Raw genomic sequence first — 23,788 nt, 5'->3', positions numbered from 1 at the left:
TCCGGTGGAATGGGGGGCTAAAAACCCGCGCAGTTTACAGGGAGTCTGAAACCGTAGCGAGCAATGACGCCCGGTAACGTGCGTCGGGTGCAACTCCTGCTATCAGACGTGATCGAACCCAGAGAGTTCAGGCACCGGATTCAGCGTAGTTGGAAACCCGACGGGTGTAGAGGCCACACCCGTCATATTCAGGACTTGGCCGGCGGCTTGCGCAGCAGACTGAAGGCCATCGCCGCCAGAAACAGCACACTGAGCAGCAACACCGCCCACAGGCCGAACTTCTTCCAGTGGGTGTCGGTGGTCGCAGCCGTGGTGGCCGTCGAGGTCTGAGTCGCCAGCGCTTCACCCTGCACCGTGGCCTTGCCCAGCGTGGCCAGTTTCTCCGGTTTGAAATCGGGGATCAGCGTGGTCAGCGGCAGGTTCGCCGTCTTCACCGTCGGATTGCCCAGCGCCAGGCTGTAAGGCCCGTCGCCGCGCGCGAGGAAAATGACCTGAGTGGCGCGCACCGCGTATTTCACGCTCGGTGCCTGCTCGCCGAGACCGCCGCCGCGTTCGTCGACCGTGAGTTTCAACTGCTGCACGGTCTGGCCGTAGAGCTGCAATTCGTTCTGCACCACGTCCTGGCCATTTTGAGTCAGACGATAGAGCAAGCCGCTGCTCAGCGGTTGCCACGGCAGACTGCTGTCGCGACGGCCCGAGAGTGTCACCGGCGCCAGGCTGTTGGCCTGTTTCAGTTCGACCTGCACTCGCTCGATGTTCAGCCCCATCGGCAACTGCCAGGTGTACTCCCCGGCCTTGCCGCTGCTGCCGGCCAGCGCTGACGACCAGACCAGTGGCAGCGGCAGGTTGCGCGGGTCGCTGCTTTTCAGTTGCGCCGAAGTCAGGACCGGCGCCGAGGCCGGCGAATCCCACAGCAGACGCAGATACCGCGCCGATTGCCCCGGCAGCGCGACTTCATGCTGCTCGACCCGTTCGTCGGCAAACGTCAGGCGCGCGACCTGGCCTTCGCCCCAGGCTTGCCAGTGCTGCAGGTCGTCGCTGGCCTCGATGCTGAAACGCTGGAAGCCGTCGCGCTCGCTGGTCCAGTCGAGGATCAGTTGCTGCAACGGCGCCTTGATCGCGCTGGCGTCGAGCAGCCAGCCACGCAGGACTTCTTCCCCGGCTTCAAGCTGACTGGACGGCTGCACTTCCACCAGCGTGCCGGTGGTGGTGGATTGCACGCGAACGCTCGGCGCACGTTCGGTGGCATCCGCCGAGTTGTACAGCGGGAACCACTTCACCTCATGCAATTGGCCATCGTCGCGGGTCTGCGCCGATTCCCGGGCCAGCGCATAAGCCTGCGGTTCTCCGGCGGCGTTGAACACCCGCAGGTCGCTGAGATCGGTCTGACGTGCCTGCAACTGCACGCTCAGCGGCAGTTCGAGGCGATACCATGGGCCGGAACCACTGACCGACAACGGCACCTGGGCGGCGAAGTCCGCCGGTTTTTCCTGGGCGCCGGCCGTCATGGCCACGCCCAGCAACAGCCACCCGAGATTAAGCTTGCGACTCAAGACGACACTCCTTCGGTTTCCGGGGCCGGTTGGTCCGCCTCCGGTGCAGCGTCGACGCGTTTGGGCGGCAGCGGCGCGAAGTAGCCCACCACCAGCAGCAACACGCCGACGCCGATAAACGAGACGATCCGGGCCAGCCCGCCACGGTTGCTCAGTTCGACAAAAATCAGTTTGGTCACCACCAGCGCAATCAGCGCCGCGCCGATCAGCCACACTTCGCGGCGATGGCGAAGGTGCCCGCCGATCATCAGCCCGAGCGCCATCAGCGTCCAGACGATCGACAACCCGGCCTGCACCAGCATCGATTCGAGCAGCAGATCCAGCTCGAACGGAATCCCCGCCCAATGGTGCGCGGCGCGGGTGACCAGCGCGGTGCAGAACGCAAACAGCGAAACACCGGCAATCAGTTGCGTCGCGTAAGCCGCGTAATCCTGGCGGATCGACAGCTCGGCAACGGCGCTGCGCGACCAGACATAAACACCGAACAGCGCAAACAGCAGACCCAATTCCAGCGGGTTGAGCAGCGGCACATAAGGCAGCGGCTCGGCATTGCCATCGCTGATGCCATTGGCCAGCCAGAACCAGACCAGCATCAACACCGCCAGCGGCGCCGCCGCGTACAGACGATATTCGCGAGGGAACGCTGCTACCGGCCATGGCCACTGACGCGGTGCGGCCATCAACAACAGATACACGCTCGGCAAAATCGCCCAGCCCAGCCAGCGCCAGGCGTTGTACTGCTCGGACAACAGCAGCAGGCCGTAGCGCAACTCCAGCGCCAGCACGCCGATCAGCAGCCAGCAACCGAGCACATGCGCCGTACTCAGGGCCCGCGCCGGCAGCATGAGTGCCAGACGTCGCAGGCTGATGAAATGCACAACGAACACCGCCGCCCACGCCAGCCAGCCGAAATCCGCCGCCGGGTGATAACGCGAATGCCACGAGACCAGCAACACCAGCCCGGCCACCGGAATCAGCAAGGTGCAGAGTAGACCGAGCGACGGCCATTTCAGGCGCAAGGCCAACACCGCCCACAACGCGACCATCAACGCGGCGACCAGCAGCAATAGCGAATTTTCCAGATTCACCGGCGCAAACCGCAGCACTTCGCTGACCCACGCCAGCGCCCACCAACCGGCGCCCCACACCAGCAACACTTCGGACAGGCGATGCAGGCTCAGCACATCGAACGCCGAGGCATGATTGCCCAGTTGCAGGCGCCACGCTCCGATCATCGCCGCCAGGCCCAGCACCAGTGGCGTCCAGAATCCGCCATGGGCCAGCGGTCGCAGCCCCTCGCTGGACAGCGGCCCCAATAACTCGGGACCGGCGAGCAGAAACGCTGCGCCACCGATCAGTTGCAAGAGCAGGCCGAAGACAAAACTCACGCGCTGCTTGAGGTACAGACTGAGCCAGATGATCAGCAAGCCACTGGCCGCCCAAACGGCACTCGCGGTTTGCCACGGCAGCACGAACAACACCGCCAGATTGATCAGTACCAGCCCCGCCAGCAGCACCACCGACAAACCGCGCAGCAGCCGCACATCGCTGCGCACCATCTCGTCGCGCGCCGCCAGCAGCATGCCGGCGATCAGCGCCAGACCGATCAGCGAGGCGCTGAGCAGACCGCTCCAGCCGGCGCTGAACACGGCCGCCGAATCCTCGCCCGCCCCTTGCAGGCGCAACAGGAATAACGCCCCGCCAAGCAACTGCACGGCAAACGCGGTGAACAGGAACGTGCGCGATTGCAGGCGCAAGCCGACGAACAAGGTCGCCAGCCCGGCCAATGCCCAACTGATCGCCGTGCCCTGAGTGAAGAAGAACAGCGGCGCCAGCAGATACAGGAAGATCAGCCCCAGGCACGCCAGCACCGGCAAGCCCTGACGCTCCCAAGGTGAAGTTTGCTCCGGCGACGCCTTGCGCAATTGATAGAAGCTGAACAGCAACGCCGCGCCGAGCATTAATGCGCCCAACGGCGCACCGTCGAGCAGGCTGCTTTTGCCGACGCGCAGCTGGCTGAGAAACGCCAGGGCCGAACCGAGTTGCAGCAGCAATGCGAAAGCCCGGGCCAACGGCCGTTGCTGACGCAAGCCCAGCCAGAAAATCCCCGCGCCCTCCACCGCCCACGCGGCAGATGTCCAGCGTGCATCCAGCCCCAGCGGAATCGCCAGGCTGGCGAAAATCACCCCGAGCGCCAGGCAAGTCTCGCCGAGCAACATCGCCCGACCGCCCATCAGCACTTTGGCGAGGGCCATGTAAATCATGCCCAGCGCCAGTGCGCTGAACGCCGCCGCAAACTCAAGATGCTGAACCAGCGCGAATTGCAGGCCGAAACCCACCAGCGGCGGACCGAACAGCATCGTCCCGTCGACGTAATCGCCCTTGCGCGCCGACCAGTGCAGCAGCGCCTCGCGATCGTCGTCCGCCGGGGCGTCCGGCATGTCCAGCAACTTGCGCCGGGCGAAAAGCAGGCCGATGGCCAGGTACATCAGGAAGAACAGAATCAGGAACGGCTCGGTGCTCCACAGCAGTTCCGGCATGTACGAACGCAGGCCCCAGGCGAAACCGATGCCGAAGGTCCCAACGAAGCCGATCAGGTTGAGCAGACGCCAGGCCTTGAACCAGGCGATGGCCAGAATGCCGGCGTTGAGCAGCGCGAAATAACTGAACAGCGCCACATGGTTGCCGGCGCCGGTGGAGGTCAGAATCGGCGCGGCGAAACCGCCCAGTGCGGCGACACAGGCCAGGGCCAGGGAGTCCTGAGTGATGGCCAGAATGGCCGAAAACACCGTCACTGCCACCAGCAATCCCAGCGCGGCAGACGGATCGAGCAGCGGATGCAAACGCATCGCCGCAAACACCGTCAGGTACAGCACCGCGATCCCGGTGCCTTGCAGCATCAAGGCGTAGCTGTTGTTGCGATGGCGCAACCACCAGCCCAGCGCCAGCAAGCCCAGTGCTGCCGCCGCAACTCCGGCGTAACGCAACTCGATCGGCACCACCATGCCTTCGGTGGCGTAGCGCAGCAGGAACGCCAGACCGAAAAACAACAACACCACGCCGACCCGCAGCACGGTGTTGCCACCGAACAGCCAGTTGCGCGCAGCGCTGATACCGCGTTCGATGAGGTTCGGGCCACGGGGCTCGGCGGGTTGTCGGGGTTCAGGTTCAGGCGTAACGGCGTCCAGACGCCAGACATCGACCGGCAGCGGCTGGCTGGATTCGCTGGCAGCGACGGCAACAGGTTCGAGTTCGGGTGGCAGTTCCCAGACCAGCTCGGGTTCTGCGGCAGCGGGTTGTTCAAATACCGTGACAGGCTCGACGACTGTTTCGCTGGCCGGCGCGACACTCGGTGGCGCTGGCGAATGCGTCTGAGCGCCCTCCAGCAGAAACAGACGCTGTTCGACGCCCTGCAACGCAATCTTCGCGTGATCCAGCTGATGCTGTTGCTCGGCAGCCTGTGAACCGAGCCGCGCGATACGCATCGCCTGGCCGATGGCAAGCCCGAGCAAGGCGCCCAACAGCGCATCGCTGAACGACTCGTCGAGCAGCCAGCCGAGCAACAGCCCGATCAACATGAACATCCATTGCATGGTCGATATCCCTGAGCAGCCCCGTGACGGGGCGGAACCAACGCTCAGTATATCGGCCCGGCCCAACAATCGTGGGGCCGGGCGCACATTTGTCGCTAAAAGTTACTCGAGTGCCTTCCAGATATCCGTGGCGTACTCGCGGATCGTCCGGTCGGAGGAGAACCAGCCCATGCGCGATGTGTTCAGCACCGCCGAACGCCACCAGCTATTGGCGTCGTGCCAGAGCGCATCGACGCGCATCTGCGCCTCCCAGTAGGAGTCGAAATCGGCGCAGACGAAGAACCGGTCGTAATCCACCAGCGAATCGATCAGCCCGGTGTAGCGCGACGTGTCGTCCGGGGAGAACACCCCGCTGCGAATCGCCTGCAACACATCGTTGAGGCGATGGGACGCGGCAATGTCCGGCACCGCGCTGAACTCGTGGTTCTGTTTGCGCGCTTCGACCTGCTGGGCACTGAGGCCAAAGATAAACATGTGCTCGGCGCCGATGCTCTCGCACATTTCCACGTTGGCGCCGTCGAGGGTGCCGATGGTCAGCGCACCGTTCAGGCCGAACTTCATGTTGCTGGTGCCCGAGGCTTCGAAACCGGCAGTGGATATCTGCTCCGACAGGTCCGCCGCCGGAATGATGCTTTCCGCCAGGCTGACATTGTAGTTGGGTAGGAACACCACTTTGAGCAGGCCACGCACGGTCGGGTCGTTGTTCACCACCCGGGCGATGTCGTTGGTCAGTTTGATGATCAGTTTGGCCTGGTGATAACTCGCCGCCGCTTTGCCGGCGAAGATTTTCACCCGTGGCACCCAGTCGATTTCCGGCTCGGCACGGATCGCCTGATACAGCGCGACGGTGTGCATCAGGTTGAGCAACTGCCGTTTGTATTCGTGGATCCGTTTGACCTGCACGTCGAACATGGCCGCCGGGTTGACCGCGATCCCCAGCCGTTCGTGGATCAGATAGGCGAGGGCTTTTTTGCTGTGCAGACGCTGCTCGGCGAAGGCTTTACGGAAGGCGGGTTTCTCGGCGAACGGTTCAAGATCGAGCAGCCGCTCTTCGGGGTTATCCAGAACGTCCGGGCCAAGGGCATCGACCAGCATCGAGGTCAACTCCGGGTTGGCCTGGTACAGCCAGCGGCGGAAGGTGATGCCGTTGGTCTTGTTGTTGATCCGCTCCGGATACAGCTTGTGCAGTTCAGCGAACACGGTTTTGCGCATCAGCTGCGTGTGCAGCCCGGACACGCCGTTGACGCTGTGGGAGCCGAGGAACGCGAGGTTGCCCATGCGCACCCGTCGGCCGTTGTCTTCCTCGATCAGCGACACCGCGCGCAGCACGTCGAAATCGTGGATGCCCTTGGCCCGCAGCGAATCGATATGCTGGGCGTTGATCAGATAGATGATCTGCATGTGCCGCGGCAGCATGCGTTCCATCAGCCCCACCGGCCAGGTTTCCAGCGCTTCGGGCAGCAGCGTGTGGTTGGTGTACGACAGCGTGTCGACGGTGACTTGCCACGCAGCGTCCCAAGCGACGTCGTAGACGTCGACCAGTTGGCGCATCAGTTCGGCGACAGCGATCGAAGGGTGGGTGTCGTTGAGCTGGATCGCCGCGTGATCGCCGAGGGTCAGCACCGAGGTGTGCATGTTGCGATGACGGCGCAGCAAATCCTGCAGCGACGCGGCGACGAAGAAGTATTCCTGACGCAGGCGCAGTTCCTGCCCGGCTTCGGTGCTGTCCGCTGGGTAAAGCACGCGGGAGATACTTTCGGCCCGGGCCACTTCGGCGACGGCGCCCAGGTGGTCGCCGGCGTTGAAGCGCTCCAGATGCAAGTCTTCCATGGCCCTCGCCCGCCACAGGCGCAAGGTGTTGACGCTCGCCCCGCGCCAGCCGACCACCGGGGTGTCGTAGGCAATGGCCCGGACGGTTTCCGCCGGGTGCCAGACCTGCCGGGACTTGCCATTGGCGTCGGTGACGGTCTCGACGCTGCCGCCAAAGCCGATCGGATAGACCACCTCCGGCCGCTCGAACTCCCAGGGGTTGCCGAAATCCAGCCAGTGCTCGGTCTGCTCCTGTTGCCAGCCATCGACGATGGCCTGGCGAAACAGCCCGTGTTCATAACGAATGCCGTAGCCGTGACCAGCGATACCGAGGGTCGACATGCTTTCCATGAAGCACGCCGCCAATCGTCCGAGGCCACCGTTGCCCAGCGCCGCATCCGGCTCCAGGATGCGGATGCGCTCGAGATCGACGCCCAGTTCGGTCAAGGCTTCACGGGCGACGTCCAGCAGACCGAGGTTGCTCAGACTGTCGTAGAGCAAGCGGCCGATGAGGAATTCCAGCGAGAGGTAATACACCCGCTTCTGGCCTTTGCGGTAAATCTGCCGGGTGTGGTCCATCCAGTGCTCGACCATGTGATCGCGCGCCGCCAGGGCGATGGCTTCGAACCAGTCATGGTCGAAGGCGTGATCCGGGTCTTTGCCCACCGCGTAGGTGAGTTTGGTCAGGACGGCGTCGCGGAATGCGGCCACCTCTGCTTCGCGAACTAGTGGTTCTTGAGTCATCGATAGGACCTCGAGCGAGCGGGGAGTTGTCAGAGCCTAGACGGTCTGACCGACGGTAAGGGCTCTGGTTCGGCAGTTTTTACCGAGAGTGTGAGATCGACCGGCAATACTCTGGCGAATGCCTCAATGAATGCAGGGGCCGTGCCGAATTGTCGGACGATGCGGGTGCATGAAGAAAAAATCTGGCGAAAGGTTGTTCAAAAATCCACCAGTCCCGGTATGATCGCGCGCCCTGACGCACACGCCTGGTAAACACCGATGATGAAGCCCAACCTGATCGCCGCCGCCGAGATCGACCGTCTCGATACCTGGGCCAAATATTCGGCCCCGATGTGCGGTTCGTGCGTTTCCAGCTGCTGCACGCTGCCGGTCGAGGTCAAGATCAAGGACCTGGTACGCATCGGCGTGGTCGACGAGTTCGAACTGGGCGACCCGCCGAAGAACATCGCCAAGCGTCTGCAAAAGGAAGGTCTGGTAGAGCGCTTCAACCAGAAGTCGGGGATCTTCACCCTGCAGCGCATGAGCAACAACGATTGCTACTACCTGGATCGCAAGAGCCGCCTGTGCACCATTTATGACAAGCGCCCGGACACCTGCCGCAACCACCCGAAGATCGGCCCGCGCCCTGGCTATTGCGCGTACAAGCCGAAGGAAGTGGAACGGGTGCAGAATTCGCGGTCGATCGAGAAGTTCTGATCTGCCCTGAGATGTTCGGCGGCTGATCGGCCGCCTTCGCTGGCAAGCCAGCTCCCACAAAGGTTACTGGTGATCAAGTAACTTGTGTTCCCCCCCCCCCCAAAAAAAAAAACCTGTGGGAGCTGGCTTGCCAGCGATGGGGCCCGCACAAACACCGCATAAATCCCGGACAAACAAAAACGCCCCCGGTCTCTCGACCGGGGGCGTTTTTTTCAGCCTTGGCTAAATCTTATGCCTTGGCTTTCTTGGCAGCGCGGGTACGCTCGCTTTCGTCCAGGATCTTCTTGCGAAGACGGATGGACTTAGGAGTAACTTCGCACAGCTCGTCTTCCTGGATGTATTCCAGAGCCTGTTCCAGGGTGAAGCGAACAGGTGGGACCAGAGCGATGGTTTCGTCTTTACCCGAAGCACGCATGTTGTCGAGCTTCTTGCCTTTGGTCGGGTTCACACCCAGGTCGTTGTCGCGGGAGTTCTGACCAACGATCTGACCGTTGTAGATCTCCTGGCCGTGTTCTACGAACAGCTTGCCACGAGCCTGCAGGGTTTCCAGGGAGTAGGTCAGTGCCTTGCCGGTTTCAACCGAAACCAGAACGCCGTTCTGACGGCCGGACATGTGGCCCGACTTCACTGGAGCGTAACGGTCGAAGATCGAGGTCAGGATGCCAGCACCGTTGGTCAGGGTCAGGAACTGGTTACGGAAACCGATCAGACCGCGAGCAGGGATGTTGTATTCCAGACGAACACGGCCCTTGCCATCCGGCACCATGTTGCTCAGGTCGCCTTTACGCAGACCCATTTCTTCCATGACCTTGCCCTGGGATTCTTCAGGGATGTCGATGGTCACGTTTTCGAACGGTTCCTGCTTCACGCCGTCAACTTCACGGATGATCACTTCAGGACGGCCCAGGGCCAGCTCGAAGCCTTCGCGACGCATGGTTTCGATCAGTACCGAGAGGTGCAGCTCACCACGGCCGGATACCTTGAACTTGTCAGCCGAGTCGCCTTCTTCAACGCGCAGTGCAACGTTGTACAGCAGCTCTTTGTCCAGACGATCCTTGATGTTACGGGAGGTCACGAACTTGCCTTCTTTACCGCAGAATGGCGAGTCGTTTACCTGGAAGGTCATGGAAACGGTTGGCTCGTCAACGGTCAGAGGCTTCATCGCCTCGACAGTGTTGATGTCGCACAGGGTGTCGGAGATGAACAGCTCGTCGAAACCGCTGATGCAGACGATGTCGCCGGCTGCTGCTTCGTCAACGTCAACGCGGTGCAGACCGTGGTGACCCATCAGCTTCAGGATACGACCGTTGCGGCGCTTGCCGTCGGCGCTGATAGCGACAACCGGGGTGTTCGGCTTGACGCGACCACGAGCGATACGGCCAACACCGATAACACCCAGGAAGCTGTTGTAGTCCAGAGCAGAGATCTGCATCTGGAACGGACCGTCACGGTCAACAGCCGGAGGCGGAACGTGGTCGACTACCGCCTGGTACAGCGCGGTCATGTCTTCGCCCATGGCGGTGTGGTCCAGACCGGCGATGCCGTTCAGGGCCGAAGCGTAAACAACCTGGAAGTCCAGTTGTTCTTCGGTGGCGCCCAGGTTGTCGAACAGATCGAAGATCTGGTCCAGAACCCAGTCAGGACGCGCGCCCGGACGGTCAACCTTGTTGATGACCACGATTGGACGCAGGCCGGCTTCGAAAGCCTTCTTGGTCACGAAACGGGTTTGCGGCATAGGGCCGTCCTGGGCGTCGACCAGCAGCAGCACGGAGTCAACCATGGACATTACGCGCTCAACTTCGCCGCCGAAGTCGGCGTGGCCCGGGGTGTCCACGATGTTGATGTGGTAGCCGTTCCAGTTGATGGCGGTGTTTTTCGCCAGAATGGTAATGCCGCGCTCTTTTTCCTGGTCGTTGGAGTCCATCACGCGCTCGTCGTTGAGCTCGTTGCGCTCCAGGGTGCCGGATTGACGCAGGAGTTTGTCTACCAGGGTGGTCTTACCATGGTCAACGTGGGCAATGATGGCGATGTTGCGTAGATTTTCGATCACTTGTGTATCTCGATCAGAGGATTCGGTTTGCTGACAAGTCTTGGCAGCGATTGACAGTAGTGTCCGGCATGGCCGTTACAGCTTGACGGCGGTGTCGGGGGGCCGGTGACGCAGGCCACAGGCAAACAGCCCCGGGCACTTAGCTCGGTCGATAAACGCGCACATTGGCATGCCCCTCACTGAGCAAATGGTGGGCATGCAGGCGACTCATCACGCCTTTGTCGCAATACAGCAGGTACTGGCGAGTAGGGTCCAGTTCCTTGAAACGAGCGTTCACTGCGTAGAACGGCATCGTCTGTACCTCTATGCCGGCGAGTTCCAGCGGGTCATCCTCGGCGGCATCCGGGTGACGGATGTCGATGACGATCTGACCGGCCAGCGCTTCGCTGACTTCTTCGATCTGCAAATCCTGGCCCAATTCGTCGATCACCCGATCGATCGGCACCAGTCTGGCGTTTGCGAGCGCACGCTCGAGCACCGCCATGTCGAATTCCTGCTCTTCGTGCTCGACCCGGCCACGCTTGGCGGCGGTCTTCGGGTTGACCGAGATGACGCCGCAGTATTCCGGCATGTGCCGGGCGAAATCACCGGTACCGATCTGGTCGGCCGTGTCGATGATGTCCTGCTTGTGGGCGACGATCAGCGGCCGCAGCACCAGCTTGTCGGTGACGCAATCGATGACCGACAGGTTAGGCAACGTCTGGCTCGACACCTGAGAAATCGCTTCACCGGTGACCAGCGCATCGATGTGCAGGCGTTCGGCAATGCTCGACGCTACGCGCAACATCATACGCTTCAACACGACGCCCATATGACTGTCGTCGACCTTGCCGAGAATTTCGCCCAAGACTTCTTCGAACGGAACACTGACAAATAGCACGCGTTGCGAGCTGCCGTACTTCTTCCAGATGAAATGCGCGACTTCCATCACGCCCAATTCGTGGGCACGACCGCCCAGATTGAAGAAGCAGAAGTGCGTCATCAGGCCGCGACGCAGGATCTGGTACGCGGCCACCGTCGAGTCAAAGCCGCCGGACATCAATACCAGCGTCTGTTCCAGCGCACCGAGCGGGTAACCGCCGATGCCATTGTGCTGGCTGTGGATCACAAACAACCGTTTGTCGCGAACTTCGATACGGACTTCGATTTCCGGCTGTTTCAGGTCGATTCCGGCGGCACCGCACTCACGGCGCAGCTTGCTGCCGACGTATTTTTCGACGTCCATCGAGCTGAACGCATGCTTGCCCGCACGCTTGCAGCGCACCGAGAAGATCTTCCCGGCCAGCGCATCGCCATAGTGCTGCTTGCACTTCTCGGTGATGTCGTCGAAGTCGCCCAGCGGGTACTCGTCGATCTGCAGAAAGTGCGCGATGCCCGGCATGCAGGTCAGGCGTTCGCCCATCTCTTTCAGGGCCTTGGGGTCGGTGACGCGGGTTTCCAGCTCGAGGTTGTCCCACACACCGTTCACCACCACGGCCGGGTCCAGGTCGCGGAGCACGGTGCGGATGTTCTTGGCCAGCTGGCGGATGAATTTCGTCCGGACAGGTCGGCTTTTGATGGTGATCTCGGGGAAGACTTTTACGATTAGTTTCATGAAAACAGCGCGCGCAGGGCCAGCCGAAAAAGGGGGGCGCGGATTATAGCGGAAATTGCTCAAGGTTTAACCAGTTAATGTGCAGAAGGTTTTGCACGCACCAAAACGGGTCATTTTTCGATTTGAGCGCTACATTAGAGGGCGAGATTTTCGCCTTTAAGGCGCTTTCGACCTTCAGAAGCGTGAATTTGGGGCAAAAAACCCATGCTGGGGCACTGGCATGCAATTTGCTCCCTTGTGAGGCAGGTTGCCTTGGCAGAGTATTCGCGCCGGCATCACCACTATTAAGGGCATCCACTACCCGCCCTAATTCACCCGGAGGACACTATGTCGAAGTCGGTTCAACTCATCAAAGATCATGACGTCAAGTGGATTGATCTGCGCTTCACGGACACCAAAGGCACTCAGCACCACGTGACCATGCCGGCTCGCGATGCGCTGGAAGACGACTTCTTCGAAGTTGGCAAGATGTTCGACGGTTCCTCCATCGCTGGCTGGAAAGGCATCGAAGCCTCCGACATGATCCTGCTGCCGGACGACGAAACCGCCGTTCTGGACCCGTTCACCGAAGAGCCGACCCTGATCCTGGTCTGCGACATCATCGAACCTTCGACCATGCAAGGTTACGATCGCGACCCGCGCGCCATCGCCCGCCGCGCCGAGGAATACCTGAAGACCACCGGTATCGGTGACACCGTATTCGCCGGTCCAGAGCCTGAGTTCTTCATCTTCGACGAAGTGAAGTTCAAGTCCGACATCTCCGGTTCGATGTTCAAGATCTACTCCGAGCAAGGCTCGTGGATGTCCGACCAGGACGTGGAAGGCGGCAACAAAGGCCACCGTCCAGGCGTGAAAGGTGGCTACTTCCCGGTTCCGCCGTTCGACCACGACCACGAAATCCGTACCTCCATGTGCAACGCACTGGAAGAAATGGGCCTGACCGTTGAAGTTCACCACCACGAAGTGGCAACTGCCGGCCAGAACGAAATCGGCGTCAAGTTCAACACCCTGGTGAAGAAAGCCGACGAAACCCAGACCCTGAAATACGTTGTACACAACGTTGCCGACGCCTACGGCCGTACCGCGACCTTCATGCCGAAGCCTCTGTACGGCGACAACGGTTCGGGCATGCACGTTCACATGTCCATCTCCAAAGATGGCAAGAACACCTTCGCGGGTGAAGGCTATGCCGGCCTGTCCGACACCGCCCTGTACTTCATCGGCGGCATCATCAAGCACGGTAAGGCCCTGAACGGCTTCACCAACCCGGCCACCAACTCCTACAAGCGTCTGGTGCCAGGCTTTGAAGCTCCAGTGATGCTGGCCTACTCGGCTCGCAACCGTTCCGCCTCGATCCGTATTCCTTACGTCAACAGCCCGAAAGGCCGTCGTATCGAAGCCCGCTTCCCGGATCCGGCTGCCAACCCGTACCTGGCTTTCGCAGCGCTGCTGATGGCTGGTCTTGACGGTATCCAGAACAAGATCCACCCAGGCGATGCTGCCGACAAAAACCTGTACGACCTGCCGCCTGAAGAGGCGAAAGAAATCCCGCAAGTTTGCGGCAGCCTGAAAGAAGCCCTGGAAGAGCTGGACAAGGGCCGTGCGTTCCTGACCAAGGGCGGCGTGTTCTCCGACGACTTCATCGACGCTTACATCGCGCTGAAATCCGAAGAAGAAATCAAGGTCCGCACCTTCGTACACCCACTGGAATATGAGCTGTACTACAGCTGCTGATCCGGTAGCGCCGCGCCACGCGGCGTGACAAAAAGAGGCCTCCTTCGGGAGGCCTTTTTTATTGGCCGGAATTCGTTGGCGATGCACCACACTGTGGGACTTGTGGTGCTTGAATACATTTCTGGATGTGCAGCGAGTTGGGCCAACCGCCACGACTGGCCTATGCTGCATCCCATCGTTTTCGTTCCGGTCGATTTCATGGGTCGCACCCTTCTCTCTATTCTGCTGCTGATCGCCTTGCCCGCTGCCGCGCAGATCTACAAGTACACCGACGCCAGCGGCAACACGGTGTACAGCGATCACGCGCCGGATGGGGTGCAGGCGCAGCCGGTGGAGTTGCCGCCGCTCAACAGCGTCCAGCCCCAGGCACCGAGCCCGCCCTCTTCAGACACCCCCAGCCCTGCGCCAGCGCGCAATGCCTACGAAGTGCTGGAGCTGACCGGCCTGCCCACCGAGGAAGCCCTGCGCGCCAACAACGGCACCTTCACGGTCAGCGTGCTGATCAAGCCGCGCCTGCAACCGCCGCATCAACTGCGCCTGCTGCTGGACGACGCGCCTTATGGCCAGCCGAGCAATGTGCCGATCCTGCAACTGGTTAACGTCGACCGGGGCGAGCATCGGCTGGCGGTGCAGGTGATCAATGGCGAGACGATCATTCAGCAGAGTCCTGCGGTGGTGTTCACCGTGCAGCGGGTGCACAAGCCATGACGCGAGGATTGATTGCCTTGTGCCTGTCGCTGATCGCGTTTGGCGCATCGGCCGAGGTGTTCACTTACATCGACGCCCAAGGCAATCGCGTCTACACCGATCAACCGCGCGGCAACGCCAAGCGTGTGCCGCTGGCCACCAGTAATCGCATGGCCTCGAACCCGACCGCCGCTGCACCGGTCGCGCCGTCGAAGCAATCAGCAGAGCCGCCGCTGTTCCACTACGACATGCTGCGCGTGCTGATCCCCGAGCCGGACGCGACCATTCGCAGCAGCGCCGGCGAGCTGATCGTCAGCGTCACCAGCGAACCGGGCCTGCAAAGAGGTCATCGGTATCGCCTGCTGCTGGATGGCCAGGCCGTCGGCGAACCCGGTCTGAGCCCGGTGTTCCCGCTGAGCAACATCGATCGTGGCAGCCACAACCTGTCTGTCGAGATCCTTGATGCCGAGGGCCGCACCGTGGAGAAAACCGCCAACCAGCCGTTCCACATGCAGCGCATTTCCCTGGCACAGAAGCGTCAGGTCAAACCGTGCGTCAGCGCCGACTATGGCGTGCGCCCGGAATGCCCGCTGAAAGACAAACCCGCCGAACCGAAAAATCCTTTCCTGCGTTTCTTCTGACGTCGTTCAGCTTTGCGCACTATATTGGTGCAATACGCTGCACCGTACTCACATTCCAACCCATTTTGGTTCGAAAGTACCCGCCAGAGCGGTTCGACTGCCACGCAAACGAGCGTCAAACGCCCGTTTCAGGGGTTGAACGCTTCTTTTCGGAGCCTTGGTTTGGTTTTTGCATTTTCCTCGCATCAGCGCTGTATCCCTGCGCGCGCCATGCTCCAAAAGAGGTCCTCATGACCATCAGTGACGCACTGCATCGCTTGCTACTCGACAATCTGACCACCGCCACCATCCTGCTCGACAGCGAATTGCGCCTCGAGTACATGAACCCGGCGGCGGAGATGCTGCTGGCCATCAGCGGTCAGCGCAGCCATGGGCAGTTCATCAGCGAGCTGTTCACCGAGTCCACCGAGGCGCTCAATTCGTTGCGCCAGGCGGTGGAGCAGGCGCACCCGTTTACCAAGCGCGAAGCGATGCTCACTGCCCTCACCGGCCAGACCCTGACCGTGGATTACGCGGTGACGCCGATCCTCAGCAACGGCGCGACCCTGCTTTTGCTGGAAGTCCATCCTCGTGACCGCCTGTTGCGGATCACCAAGGAAGAGGCCCAGTTGTCGAAGCAGGAAACCAGCAAGATGCTGGTGCGCGGCCTGGCCCACGAGATCAAGAACCCGCTCGGCGGCATTCGTGGCGCTGCGCAACTGCTGGCCCGGGAACTGCCGGAAGACAGCCTGCGCGACTACACCAACGTGATCATCGAAGAGGCCGACCGCCTGCGCAATCTGGTCGACCGCATGCTCGGTTCGAACAAACTGCCGTCGCTGGCCTTGTGCAACATCCACGAAGTGCTGGAGCGCGTCTGCCAACTGGTCGAGGCCGAAAGCCAGGGCTGCATCACACTGGTGCGCGATTACGACCCGAGCATCCCCGATGTCCTGATCGACCGCGAACAAATGATTCAGGCGGTGCTGAACATCGTGCGCAACGCGATGCAGGCCATCAGCAGCCAGAACGAGCTGCGCCTGGGCCGCATCAGCCTGCGTACCCGCGCCATGCGCCAGTTCACCATCGGCCACGTCCGCCATCGCCTGGTGACCAAGATCGAGATCATCGACAACGGTCCGGGCATTCCGGCGGAACTCCAGGAAACCATCTTCTTTCCCATGGTCAGCGGCCGTCCGGACGGTACCGGGCTGGGCCTGGCCATCACCCAGAACATCATCAGCCAGCACCAGGGCCTGATCGAGTGTGACAGCCATCCAGGCCACACCACGTTCTCGATCTTTCTGCCACTGGAACAAGGAGCCACATCGACATGAGCCGTAGTGAAACCGTGTGGATCGTCGATGACGACCGTTCTATCCGTTGGGTTCTGGAAAAAGCCCTGCAACAGGAAGGCATGACCACCCAGAGCTTCGACAGTGCCGATGGCGTGATGAGCCGCCTCGCGCGCCAGCAGCCGGACGTGATCATCTCTGACATCCGCATGCCGGGTGCCAGCGGCCTGGACCTGCTGGCGCGGATCCGCGAGCAGCACCCGCGGCTGCCGGTGATCATCATGACCGCTCACTCCGATCTGGACAGCGCTGTTGCCTCCTATCAGGGCGGCGCGTTCGAATACCTGCCCAAGCCGTTCGATGTCGACGAAGCGGTGTCGCTGGTCAAGCGCGCCAATCAGCATGCCCAGGAGCAGCAAGGCCTGGAAGTCGCCCCGACCCTGACCCGCACCCCGGAAATCATCGGCGAAGCGCCGGCAATGCAGGAAGTGTTTCGCGCCATCGGGCGCCTGAGCCATTCCAATATCACCGTGCTGATCAACGGCGAATCCGGCACCGGTAAAGAACTGGTGGCCCACGCCCTGCACCGCCACAGCCCGCGTGCAGCCTCGCCGTTCATCGCGCTGAACATGGCGGCGATCCCGAAAGACCTGATGGAATCCGAGCTGTTCGGCCACGAAAAAGGCGCGTTCACCGGTGCGGCCAACCTGCGTCGCGGCCGCTTCGAACAGGCCGACGGCGGCACGCTGTTCCTCGATGAAATCGGCGACATGCCGGCGGATACCCAGACCCGACTGCTGCGGGTGCTGGCCGATGGCGAGTTCTATCGCGTCGGCGGACATGTGCCGGTCAAGGTCGATGTACGGATCATCGCCGCAACGCACCAGAATCTGGAAACCCTGGTTCACGCCGGGAAATTCCGTGAGGACTTGTTCCACCGCCTCAACGTGATCCGCATCCACATCCCGCGCCTGTCGGACCGTCGCGAAGACATCCCGACCCTGGCCAAGCACTTCCTCAGCCGCGCCGCGCAAGAACTGGCGGTGGAGCCTAAGCTGCTGAAAAGCGAGACCGAGGAATACCTGAAGAACCTGCCATGGCCGGGCAACGTGCGGCAGCTGGAAAACACCTGCCGCTGGATCACGGTGATGGCGTCCGGACGCGAAGTGCACATCAGCGATCTGCCGCCGGAACTGCTGAGCCTGCCGCAGGACTCGGCGCCGGTGACCAACTGGGAACAGGCGCTGCGTCAGTGGGCCGATCAGGCCCTGGCGCGCGGTCAGTCGAGCCTGCTCGACAGCGCGGTGCCGGCGTTCGAGCGAATCATGATCGAGACCGCGTTGAAGCACACTGCCGGACGTCGTCGCGACGCAGCCGTGCTGCTGGGCTGGGGCCGGAACACCTTGACCCGCAAGATCAAGGAACTCGGCATGAAGGTCGATGGCGGGGATGACGATGAGGGCGATGAAGGCTGAGACTCAGCGCCAGCCTGCACCGCCGCAAGGCACCGTGACCCTTAATCGGGCACGGCCACGAACTCAGGCTTGCACTGTAAATCGCTGAAAACCCCGTCCTGTGAAAAGCCGAAGGCCCCGTATTACGGGGCCTTCGTCGTTGTGCCGGGCTTTTTTGTTTCAAAACGAGAAAAACTGGCACGCCCCCTGCAATAACTCCTTCAGGTGATTCGATTCACCCACCCTTTCGGGGGCCTTGGTACAGGCAGGCCGGGGATTCCCCTCTTTACACCGGACTCAGCGAGTCCACCCTTTTGGGGCCCTTGATACAGGCAGGTCAGGGGTTCCTTCTTTACACCGGCTCAGAACGCCATGCGATGAGCCCGCCCGTTTCGGGAACCTTGGTACAGGCAGGCCGGGGATTCCCTCTTTTATTGCTCCCGGAGATGGATCTCCAGCCGCCAGCGGTCATCGACCGCCTGGCCGGCCCAGTCGCCCTGCAGCGGCCGCGCCGCCACCAGCGTCAGCAACAATCCCCCGTCACTCAACCGCGTCCGCCAGTTCACGTCCTTGCCGTTGAACTTGAGCTGGCCTTTCTGCGCCTGGCCTTCGGCCTCAAACAGCAACGCAACGCTGCCATCGACGATCTCGCCATGCAGCTTCGGCTCGTTGTTGAACCAGACCGCCAGACCATCATCGATCACCTCGACCTGCTGCAAGACGGTTGGGTCAGGCGTGGTCAAACGGCCGATCATCATCCCGACCATCACACCGACGATCGCCAGCGATGACATCACCCGCGGGAATAGTTTCGAACGCGGATCCGCTTGCGGCGTAGAATGCGCGTCATCTTTACCTTCGGAGCCGTGCATGTTTCACGTCATCCTTTTTCAACCGGAAATTCCGCCGAACACCGGCAACGTTATCAGGCTGTGCGCCAACAGCGGCTGCCACCTGCATTTGATCGAACCGCTGGGCTTCGAGATGGACGACAAGCGCCTGCGCCGCGCCGGTCTCGACTACCACGAGTATGCCACTTTGCAGCGCCACGCCGACCTCGCCAGTTGCCTGGAAAGCCTCGGTCATCCACGGCTGTTCGCCTTCACCACCAAGGGTTCGCGGCCGTTTCACGATGCCGCGTTCGTCCCCGGCGATGCGTTCATCTTCGGCCCGGAAAGCCGTGGCCTGCCGCCGGAAGTGCTCGATGCCCTGCCCGGCGAACAGCGCCTGCGCCTGCCGATGCGCGAAGGCTGCCGCAGCCTGAACCTGTCGAACACCGTGGCGGTGGCCGTGTACGAAGCGTGGCGGCAGAACGACTTCAAATAACACCGCCCAAGAAGACACCGCTGATCGTTCCCACGCTCTGCGTGGGAATGCCTCTGGGGACGCTCCGCGTCCAGTGACGCGGAGCGTCACGGGCTGCATTCCCACGCGGAGCGTGGGAACGATCAGCACAGGAACGATCAGCCAAGAAAAAAGCGCCTGTAACGGCGCTTTTTTCGTTGTTGCATCGACCGCTTACTGAACGGTCGGGGTCTCGCCGGCTTCCTGCATGCGCTGCAGCTCTTGCGCGTACAGGGCGTCGAAGTTCACCGGGGCCAGCATCAGGGCCGGGAACGAACCGCGGGTCACCAGGCTGTCCAGGGTTTCGCGAGCGTAAGGGAACAGGATGTTCGGGCAGAACGCACCCAGGGTGTGGCTCATCGAAGCCGCGTCCAGGTTCTTGATCAGGAAGATACCGGCCTGTTGCACTTCAGCGATGAAGGCCACTTCTTCACCGTTTTTCACGGTGACGGACAGGGTCAGCACGACTTCGTAGAAATCACCTTCCAGGGCTTTCTGGCGGGTGTTCAGATCCAGAGCGACCGCCGGATCCCACTGCTGGCGGAAGATCGCCGGGCTTTTCGGGGCTTCGAAGGACAGGTCGCGTACGTAGATGCGCTGCAAGGAGAATTGCGGTGCGGTTTCTTCTTCGCTGGCTGCAGTGTTCTGTTGGTCAGTCATCTCAGATCCTTTCTGATCTTGGGTCTTTTAGGGTTCTTTACGTTTGCAGCAGGTCAGGCCTTGAGCAGCGCGTCGAGCTTGCCGGCACGCTCCAGGGCATACAAATCATCACATCCGCCGACGTGGGTGTCGCCGATCCAGATCTGCGGCACGGACGTGCGTCCGGCCTTCTGGGCCATGGCGGCGCGCACCTGCGGCTTGCCATCGACCTTGATCTCTTCGAAGGCCACGCCTTTGTTCGCGAGCAGGTACTTGGCGCGCGAGCAGTAAGGGCAGTAATCGCTGGAGTAGACGATGACGTCGCTCATGTCACTTCACCAACGGCAGGTTGTCGCCTTTCCAGCTGGAAATCCCGCCGGACAGCTTGGCGGCGGTGAAGCCGGCCTTCATCAGCTCGCGGGCGTGGGTGCCGGCGGTCTGGCCCAGGGCGTCGACCAGAATGATGGTCTTGGCCTTGTGTTTTTCCAGCTCGCCGATGCGGGCGGCCAGTTTGTCCTGGGGAATGTTCACCGCGCCAACGATGTGACCAGCGGCATAGTCCTTGCTCGGACGGATGTCCACCACCACGCCGGCTTCCTTGTTGACCAGAGCGGTCAGCTCGCCCGTGCTCAGGCTTTTACCGCCGCCCTGCACCGTATGCGCCAGCAGCAAAGCCAGCAGTACGACGAAGATACCGACAAGAATGTAGTGGTTAGTGGCAAATTCAATCAGGTGAGCAACCATCGAAGGAGGTTCCAGGGCGTTAAAATGTCGGCCAGTATACACAGCCACTATGGTCGGCCAAACCCCGTCCGGCGGTGACGCCGCCGGAACTTCGCTTTAAACTCCAACTCCCTTTTCCATCGCCCTCTTCTTATTAGCCACGAGTGGATTCCATGACTACCACGCCTAAACCTTTGGTCCTGATGATTCTCGACGGCTTCGGTCACAGCGACAGCCCCGAGTCCAACGCCGTCTATGCGGCCAAGAAGCCTGTGCTGGATCGCCTGTGGGCCACCGTGCCGAACGGCTTGATCTCGGGCAGCGGCATGGACGTCGGTCTGCCGGACGGCCAGATGGGCAACTCCGAAGTCGGCCACATGAACCTCGGCGCCGGGCGCGTGGTGTATCAGGACTTCACCCGTGTGACCAAAGCGATCCGCGACGGCGAGTTCTTCGAGAACCCGACCATCTGCGCCGCCGTGGACAAGGCCGTGGCCGCCGGCAAGGCCGTGCATTTCATGGGGCTGCTGTCGGACGGCGGCGTTCACAGCCACCAGGATCACCTGATCGCCATGGCCGAACTGGCCTTCAAGCGCGGTGCCGAAAAAATCTACCTGCACGCCTTCCTCGATGGCCGTGACACGCCGCCGAAGAGCGCTGCCTCGTCGATCGAACTGCTCGACGCGACCTTCCAGGCGCTGGGCAAGGGCCGCATCGCCAGCCTGATTGGTCGCTACTACGCCATGGATCGCGACAACCGTTGGGATCGCGTGGCCCAGGCCTACAACCTGATCGTCGACGGCAAGGGCGAATTCAACGCCGCCACCGCCCAGGAAGGCCTGGAAGCCGCCTACGCCCGCGGCGAGAGCGACGAATTCGTCAAAGCCACCAGCATCGGCGAGCCGGTAAAAGTCGAAGACGGCGACGCCGTGGTGTTCATGAACTTCCGCGCCGACCGCGCCCGCGAGCTGAGCCGCGTATTTGTCGAAGATGGTTTCAAGGAATTCGAGCGCGCACGCCAGCCAAAAGTGCAATACGTGGGCCTGACCCAATACGCCGCCAGCATCCCGGCCCCCGCAGCCTTTGCCCCGGGCAGCCTGGAAAACGTGCTCGGCGACTACCTGGCGAAAAACGGCAAGACCCAGCTGCGCATCGCCGAAACCGAGAAATACGCCCACGTGACCTTCTTCTTCTCCGGTGGTCGCGAAGAACCGTTCCCGGGCGAAGAACGCATCCTGATTCCGTCGCCGAAAGTCGCCACCTATGACTTGCAGCCGGAGATGAGCGCGCCGGAAGTCACCGATCGCATCGTCGAGGCCATCGAGAACCAGCGTTACGACGTGATCGTGGTCAACTACGCCAATGGCGACATGGTCGGCCATAGCGGCGTGTTCGAAGCCGCGGTCAAAGCCGTGGAATGCCTGGACACCTGCGTCGGCCGCATCGTCGAAGCCCTGGAAAAAGTCGGCGGCGAAGCGTTGATCACCGCCGACCATGGCAACGTCGAGCAGATGGCTGACGAAGCCACCGGGCAAGCGCACACCGCACACACCACCGAGCCGGTGCCGTTCATCTATGTCGGCAAGCGCGACCTGAAAGTCCGCGAAGGCGGCGTGCTGGCGGACGTGGCGCCGACCATGCTGAAACTGCTGGGCCTGGAAAAACCGGCGGAAATGACTGGCACTTCGATTCTGGTGTAATCGCCCGTCAAAAACACCGCAAAACCCTGTGGGAGCTGGCTTGCCAGCGATAGCAATCTGACAGCCAACAACCCTGTTGAATGTTCGGACGCCATCGCTCGCAAGCCAGCTCCCACAGTGGTTTATGGAGATTTCGAAATGGAATTCGGCCTGTCGCTTGCCCCAGTTATCACACAGTCCCAATTGGGCGTTTTTTTTGCTGCGTCGGGCGGGCATACTAGGCCGTCCCTTACCCTGGTGCCGCCCGCCTCTATGCTTCGCGTCCTGATCGCCCTCGCTCTGACATGCCTGCTCCAACCGGCCTTCGCGGATGAGCGCGCGCAAACCCAACAGCAACTGGACGCCACGCGCCAGGACATTGCCGAGCTGAAAAAACTGCTGGGCAAGCTCCAGGAAGAAAAATCCGGGGTGCAAAAGGAGCTCAAGGGCACCGAAACCGAGATGGGCAAGCTCGAGAAACAGGTCGAAGCCCTGCAGAAAGAGCTGAAGAAGAGCGAATCCGAGCTGCAGCGGCTCGATGCGGAGAAAAAAAAACTCCAGAGCGCGCGCACTGAACAGCAGCGACTGATCGCCATCCAGGCCCGCGCCGCCTACCAGAACGGTCGCCAGGAATACCTCAAGCTGCTGCTCAACCAGCAGAATCCCGAAAAATTCGCCCGCACCCTCACCTATTACGACTACCTGAGCCAGGCCCGCCTGGAGCAGCTGAAGAGCTTCAACGAAACCCTGCGCCAACTGGCCAACGTCGAAAAAGACATCGGCGTGCAGCAGGCTCAGTTGCTGGCGCAGCAAAGTGATCTCGACACTCAGCGCGAAGCGCTCGACAAGGTCCGCAAGGAGCGCCAGCAGGCCCTCGCCAAGTTGAACGAAGACGTGAAAGCCCGGGACCAGAAACTGGCCGCCCGCGAGCAGGATCAGGCAGACCTGTCTAAAGTCCTTAAAACCATTGAAGAAACCCTGGCCCGCCAGGCTCGTGAGGCAGAAGAAGCGCGGCAGAAAGCGCTCATCGCCCAGCAGGAAGCCGAAAAAAAGCGCTTGCGTGAGGCCGAGGCAGAAAACACCGACGCCCCACGCAAACCGGTCAGATCGACGCCTGGCGCCCTGGTGTCCAGCGGCGGCGAGACCTTCGGTGGCCCCTTTGCCTCAAGTCGAGGAAAACTTCCATGGCCGGTTGATGGTCGACTGCTGGCACGCTTTGGCGAAACCCGTGGCGACGATGCGCGCACCAAGTGGGACGGCGTGATGATCAGCGCCTCCGCCGGCAGCCAGGTGCATGCCGTACACGGTGGGCGCGTGGTGTTTGCCGACTGGCTGCGCGGTGCCGGGCTGCTGGTGATTCTCGACCACGGCAACGGTTTTCTGAGTCTTTACGGTCACAACCAGACGCTGCTCAAGTCGGCAGGTGACGTGGTAAAAGCCGGTGAGTCCATCTCCACTGTGGGTAACAGTGGCGGCCAGGACACACCAGCGCTGTATTTCGCAATTCGTCAGCAGGGTCACCCGAGTGATCCGGCGCAATGGTGCCGTGCGCAAGGATAAGCACGCCATCTAAT

General features: G+C 61.6%; 18 protein-coding genes. 9 read left to right on the top strand and 9 right to left on the bottom strand.

Going from position 1 to position 23,788, the window contains the following annotated elements:
• Window positions 1-188 precede the first annotated feature (188 nt).
• The 3 genes from AWU82_RS25165 to AWU82_RS25155 all read right to left on the bottom strand — a co-directional run bounded on the left by AWU82_RS25165 (window position 189) and on the right by AWU82_RS25155 (window position 7,699).
• Complete coding sequence (locus AWU82_RS25165) at window positions 189-1,553, bottom strand: DUF3999 domain-containing protein (protein ID WP_064382807.1); 1,365 nt, start codon at window positions 1,551-1,553, stop codon at window positions 189-191.
• A complete protein-coding gene (locus AWU82_RS25160; protein ID WP_064382806.1) occupies window positions 1,550-5,146 on the bottom strand; it encodes a DUF2339 domain-containing protein in 3,597 nt (1,198 codons plus the stop codon). The genes AWU82_RS25165 and AWU82_RS25160 overlap by 4 nt, the downstream gene beginning before the upstream one ends.
• 102 nt (window positions 5,147-5,248) lie before the next feature.
• Window positions 5,249-7,699 carry a glycogen/starch/alpha-glucan phosphorylase gene (locus AWU82_RS25155; protein WP_064382805.1) on the bottom strand — a complete coding sequence of 817 codons (2,451 nt, stop codon included), beginning with the start codon at window positions 7,697-7,699 and terminating at the stop codon, window positions 5,249-5,251.
• A gap of 258 nt (window positions 7,700-7,957) precedes the next feature.
• On the opposite strand from AWU82_RS25155, the gene AWU82_RS25150 reads away from it, so the two are divergent.
• Window positions 7,958-8,395, top strand: a complete 438-nt coding sequence (locus AWU82_RS25150; RefSeq protein WP_007961740.1) for a YkgJ family cysteine cluster protein — start codon at window positions 7,958-7,960, stop codon at window positions 8,393-8,395.
• Window positions 8,396-8,624: 229 nt separating this feature from the next.
• On the opposite strand, the gene typA is transcribed toward AWU82_RS25150, so the two are convergent.
• Window positions 8,625-10,445 carry a translational GTPase TypA gene (gene typA, locus AWU82_RS25145; RefSeq protein WP_064382804.1) on the bottom strand — a complete coding sequence of 607 codons (1,821 nt, stop codon included), beginning with the start codon at window positions 10,443-10,445 and terminating at the stop codon, window positions 8,625-8,627.
• A 139-nt stretch (window positions 10,446-10,584) separates the two neighbouring features.
• Entirely contained in the window at window positions 10,585-12,039 is a 1,455-nt protein-coding gene (thiI, locus tag AWU82_RS25140; protein WP_064382803.1) for a tRNA uracil 4-sulfurtransferase ThiI, read from the bottom strand.
• 327 nt (window positions 12,040-12,366) lie between these two features.
• Between thiI and glnA the strand changes: the two genes are divergently transcribed.
• From glnA to ntrC, 5 genes are all read left to right on the top strand, one after another.
• A complete protein-coding gene (gene glnA, locus AWU82_RS25135) occupies window positions 12,367-13,773 on the top strand; it encodes a glutamate--ammonia ligase (protein ID WP_011332032.1) in 1,407 nt (468 codons plus the stop codon).
• Window positions 13,774-13,971: 198 nt separating this feature from the next.
• Window positions 13,972-14,481, top strand: coding sequence for a DUF4124 domain-containing protein (locus tag AWU82_RS25130; protein ID WP_064384146.1), 510 nt, complete (start codon window positions 13,972-13,974; stop codon window positions 14,479-14,481).
• Window positions 14,478-15,101 carry a DUF4124 domain-containing protein gene (locus tag AWU82_RS25125; RefSeq protein ID WP_064382802.1) on the top strand — a complete coding sequence of 208 codons (624 nt, stop codon included), beginning with the start codon at window positions 14,478-14,480 and terminating at the stop codon, window positions 15,099-15,101. The genes AWU82_RS25130 and AWU82_RS25125 overlap by 4 nt, the downstream gene beginning before the upstream one ends.
• Window positions 15,102-15,331: 230 nt before the next feature.
• Window positions 15,332-16,417 (top strand): nitrogen regulation protein NR(II), encoded by a 1,086-nt coding sequence (gene glnL / locus AWU82_RS25120; RefSeq protein ID WP_064382801.1) that lies wholly within the window; start codon window positions 15,332-15,334, stop codon window positions 16,415-16,417.
• Window positions 16,414-17,850: a nitrogen regulation protein NR(I) gene (ntrC, locus tag AWU82_RS25115; protein WP_007952518.1), complete on the top strand. Its 1,437-nt coding sequence runs from the start codon at window positions 16,414-16,416 to the stop codon at window positions 17,848-17,850. Before glnL ends, ntrC begins: the two co-directional genes overlap by 4 nt.
• Before the next feature lie 410 nt (window positions 17,851-18,260).
• Here the strand turns inward: ntrC and AWU82_RS25110 are convergent, their stop codons facing one another.
• Window positions 18,261-18,701 carry a hypothetical protein gene (locus AWU82_RS25110; protein ID WP_064382800.1) on the bottom strand — a complete coding sequence of 147 codons (441 nt, stop codon included), beginning with the start codon at window positions 18,699-18,701 and terminating at the stop codon, window positions 18,261-18,263.
• Here AWU82_RS25110 and AWU82_RS25105 point away from each other — a divergent pair.
• Complete coding sequence (locus AWU82_RS25105) at window positions 18,700-19,155, top strand: tRNA (cytidine(34)-2'-O)-methyltransferase (RefSeq protein WP_007952520.1); 456 nt, start codon at window positions 18,700-18,702, stop codon at window positions 19,153-19,155. The genes AWU82_RS25110 and AWU82_RS25105 overlap by 2 nt on opposite strands.
• A 192-nt stretch (window positions 19,156-19,347) precedes the next feature.
• Here the strand turns inward: AWU82_RS25105 and secB are convergent, their stop codons facing one another.
• The 3 genes from secB to AWU82_RS25090 are packed head-to-tail and all read right to left on the bottom strand — an operon-like array spanning window position 19,348 to window position 20,556.
• On the bottom strand, window positions 19,348-19,833 hold the full coding sequence (secB, locus tag AWU82_RS25100) for a protein-export chaperone SecB (protein WP_064382799.1): 486 nt from the start codon (window positions 19,831-19,833) through the stop codon (window positions 19,348-19,350).
• A gap of 53 nt (window positions 19,834-19,886) precedes the next feature.
• Window positions 19,887-20,141 carry a glutaredoxin 3 gene (gene grxC / locus AWU82_RS25095; RefSeq protein ID WP_007952522.1) on the bottom strand — a complete coding sequence of 85 codons (255 nt, stop codon included), beginning with the start codon at window positions 20,139-20,141 and terminating at the stop codon, window positions 19,887-19,889.
• Between the two features lies 1 nt (window position 20,142).
• A complete protein-coding gene (locus AWU82_RS25090) occupies window positions 20,143-20,556 on the bottom strand; it encodes a rhodanese-like domain-containing protein (RefSeq protein WP_007952524.1) in 414 nt (137 codons plus the stop codon).
• Between the two features lie 152 nt (window positions 20,557-20,708).
• On the opposite strand from AWU82_RS25090, the gene gpmI reads away from it, so the two are divergent.
• Window positions 20,709-22,235 (top strand): 2,3-bisphosphoglycerate-independent phosphoglycerate mutase, encoded by a 1,527-nt coding sequence (gpmI, locus tag AWU82_RS25085; RefSeq protein ID WP_064382798.1) that lies wholly within the window; start codon window positions 20,709-20,711, stop codon window positions 22,233-22,235.
• Window positions 22,236-22,487: 252 nt separating this feature from the next.
• On the top strand, window positions 22,488-23,774 hold the full coding sequence (locus AWU82_RS25080) for a murein hydrolase activator EnvC family protein (RefSeq protein ID WP_064382797.1): 1,287 nt from the start codon (window positions 22,488-22,490) through the stop codon (window positions 23,772-23,774).
• Window positions 23,775-23,788 lie beyond the last annotated feature (14 nt).

The sequence above is a fragment of the Pseudomonas glycinae genome, assembly GCF_001594225.2.
Classification (GTDB): Bacteria; Pseudomonadota; Gammaproteobacteria; order Pseudomonadales; family Pseudomonadaceae; genus Aquipseudomonas; species Aquipseudomonas glycinae.
Note: the sequence above shows the minus strand (reverse complement) of the source record. Positions and strands in the feature narration are given on the sequence as shown.